This is a genomic window from Bergeriella denitrificans NBRC 102155 (assembly GCF_001592185.1).
GTDB lineage: Bacteria > Pseudomonadota > Gammaproteobacteria > Burkholderiales > Neisseriaceae > Neisseria > Neisseria denitrificans.
Window position 1 is genome coordinate 1 of the sequence record NZ_BCWL01000225.1, and the last position, 3089, is coordinate 3089.

The window sequence follows — 3089 nt, forward strand, 5'->3', positions numbered from 1 at the left end:
CGATATAGCCGGCACACGCTGCGGTAAGTCAATTTCGGTGCAAATCCCGTCCCGCCGCGCGGGCAAATATGTTATAAATACAGCTGGAATGTTTAACCGTTTACACTGGAGCAAACTATGGAATTGGTATTTATCCGCCACGGACAAAGCGAATGGAATGCGAAAAACCTGTTTACAGGCTGGCGCGATGTGAAACTGAGCGAACAAGGTTTGGCGGAAGCCGCAGCCGCAGGTAAAAAACTGAAAGAAAAAGGCTATGAGTTCGACATCGCCTTTACTTCCGTACTGACCCGCGCCATCAAAACCTGCAACATCGTGCTGGAAGAATCCGACCAACTGTTTGTGCCCCAAATCAAAACCTGGCGTTTGAACGAACGCCACTACGGCCAGCTGCAAGGTTTGGACAAAAAACAAACCGCAGAAAAATACGGCGACGAGCAAGTGCACATCTGGCGCCGCAGCTACGACACCCTGCCGCCGCTGCTGGATAAAAACGATGAGTTTTCCGCCCACAACGACCGCCGCTATGCCCATCTGCCGAGCGACGTGGTGCCGGACGGTGAAAATCTGAAAGTCACTTTGGAGCGTGTACTGCCTTTCTGGGAAGACCAAATCGCCCCGGCCATTTTGAGCGGTAAACGCGTTTTGGTGGCGGCGCACGGCAACTCGCTGCGCGCTTTGGCCAAACACATCGAAGGCATTTCCGACGAAGACATCATGGGCTTGGAAATCCCGACCGGCCAGCCGCTGGTGTATAAATTGGATGAGAATTTGAAAGTCTTGGAAAAGTTCTACCTGTAAGGGTTTGAATTGAATAAAAAAGGCCGTCTGAAAATGTGATATTTTCAGACGGCCTTTTTTATAGAACCGCGTAGCTTGGGTAGTTAACCCAATATTTCAGACGGCAAATGGCAGGCGGTTTCTTGTCTTCTCAATAAAAATACCGTCGCCAGCCGTAGGACGGGCATCCTTGCCCGTCGCTCATTCGTAGAATGAGATAAACCATTTATTGAGCTGTGTTCTTTGCCTTGCGGCAAAGCGACGGGCAGGGATGCCCGTCCTACGGCTACCGCTACTTTTTAATGCGTGTAAGGGATAGGATGCGCCCCGGCGTACCATCTGTTATCACTTGGGTTCCCAACCCAATATTTCAGACGGCCATGGAAACCGTAGGTCGGGCATTTTTGCCCGACATTTCCGGCATAGCCGAACCGTATCCGAAGCCGGATACTGTCGGGCAAAAGTGCCCGACCTACCGCTGTAAGAGATTGAGTTGAATAAAAAAGGCCGTCTGAAAAATCGTATTTTCAGACGGCCTGATAGACGTTTACAGCAAAAACACCGTCGCCAGTCCCAAGAAAATCAGGAAACCGCCCGAGTCGGTTACGGCGGTAATCAATACCGAGCTGCCGAGTGCGGGGTCGCGGCCGGCTTTTTCCATGGCGGTGGGTATCATGACGCCCATCACGGCGGCAAGCAGCAGGTTGAGGGTCATGGCGGCGACCATGACGAGGCCGATGCCGAAGCTGCCGTAAAGCAGCCACGCTACCAAGCCCATGACGCTGCCCCAAATCAGGCCGTTGGCGAGTGCCACGCCGACTTCTTTTTTCAGCAGCCGCCAGGCCTGTGCGTCGGTAATCTGGCCGGATGCCATGGCGCGCACAATCATGGTGATGGTTTGGTTGCCGGAGTTGCCGCCGATGCCGGCGACAATCGGCATCAGGGCGGCGAGTGCGACGATTTTTTCGATGCTGCCTTCAAAGGCGCCGATGACGCGGCTGGCGAGAAAGGCGGTGCAGAGGTTGATGGCGAGCCACATCCAGCGGTTTTTTACGGAATCCCAGATTGGGGCGAACAGGTCTTCTTCTTCCTGCAAACCGGCCATGTTCAGCATGTCGGCTTCGGATTCTTCCCGGATTACGTCTACGATTTCGTCGATGGTGATGCGGCCGATGAGTTTTTTGTCGCCGTCAATCACGGGTGCGGTAACTAAGTCGTAACGTTCGAACGCTTGTGCGGCTTCTTCCGCTTCGTCTTCGGGGCGGAAGCGCACTACTTCGGTGGACATGACGTTTTCCACCAATTCTTCCGGATCGGCGACCAGCAGTTTGCGAATCGGCAAAACGCCTTGTAGGACGTCGTTTTCATCGACCACGAAGATTTTGTCGGTGTGGTCGGGCAGGCTGTCGAAGCGGCGCAGGTAGCGCAGGACGACTTCGCAGGCGACGTCGGCGCGGATGCTGACGAGTTCGAAGTCCATGATTGCGCCGACTTGGTGGTCTTGGTAAGACATCGCCGCCTGCACTTGCGCGCGCTCTTCTTCGTCGCGGGTTTGCAGGGCTTCGTAGACGACTTGGTGCGGCAGGTCGTCGGCCAGCTCTGCGAGTTCGTCTGCGTCCAGGTCGTCGACGGCTGCGAGGAGCTCGTCTTTGTCCATGGACTCAATCAGGGTTTCGCGCACGGAATCGGATACTTCCAGCAAGACTTCGCCGTCGTCTTCCGGTGCGACCAGCAGCCAGACGATGTGGCGCTCGCGCGGCGGCAGCGATTCCAATACCGCTGCAACGTCGGCGGGGTGCAGCTCGGCCAACAGTGCGGAGAGTTCGGTGAGTTTGATGCGGAGGGTTTCGTCTTCGAGCAGCGTACCCGCTTCGATTTGCGGGAATGCCGGTTCGAGGATTTCGCAGAGGGCGTGGATGCGGTCGAAATCGGCGGCGATGCGTTCTACGTCGCTTTCGTTTTCCATATCGTTGCGCACGGTTTCGGCAGGGTTTTCTTGTTCGAGGCTCATAAATGCTCCGCCCGCCTGTTGCGGGGGCGCATTGCGGCGGGTGTTCAGATGGTGGTAGGTATTGGATATTGTTTAGTAATTAAACTGGGAAGGTCCATAATGGTAAGTCTTGATTAAGACCACAGAGTGACAGACGGTCGATATTCTACACGCTTTCAGACGGCCTTACTATTTTTAACGTATTTGCGGCAGGTAAAAACGGCAAAGGCCGTCTGACCGGGTTTTACAGCAATCTTCGATTGCGTTTTAAAACCACGTTCAGACGGCCTTTGGTGTGATGGTTGGATATAGCCGGAGA

General features: G+C 54.7%; 2 protein-coding genes. One reads left to right on the plus strand and one right to left on the minus strand.

What is annotated here, in order from left to right; translation table 11 throughout:
- Nucleotides 1-117 precede the first annotated feature (117 nt).
- Nucleotides 118-801: a 2,3-diphosphoglycerate-dependent phosphoglycerate mutase gene (locus BDE01S_RS09465; protein WP_066080760.1), complete on the plus strand. Its 684-nt coding sequence runs from the start codon at nucleotides 118-120 to the stop codon at nucleotides 799-801.
- A gap of 526 nt (nucleotides 802-1327) precedes the next feature.
- Here the strand turns inward: BDE01S_RS09465 and mgtE are convergent.
- Nucleotides 1328-2791 carry a magnesium transporter gene (mgtE, locus tag BDE01S_RS09470; RefSeq protein ID WP_066080764.1) on the minus strand — a complete coding sequence of 488 codons (1464 nt, stop codon included), beginning with the start codon at nucleotides 2789-2791 and terminating at the stop codon, nucleotides 1328-1330.
- Nucleotides 2792-3089 lie beyond the last annotated feature (298 nt).

What these genes read in the sequence shown, in the direction of transcription:
- BDE01S_RS09465 (WP_066080760.1), top strand. Translation starts at nt 118, where the DNA reads ATGGAATTGGTATTTATCCGCCACGGACAAAGCGAATGGAATGCGAAA.
- mgtE (WP_066080764.1), bottom strand. Translation starts at nt 2,791, where the DNA reads ATGAGCCTCGAACAAGAAAACCCTGCCGAAACCGTGCGCAACGATATG.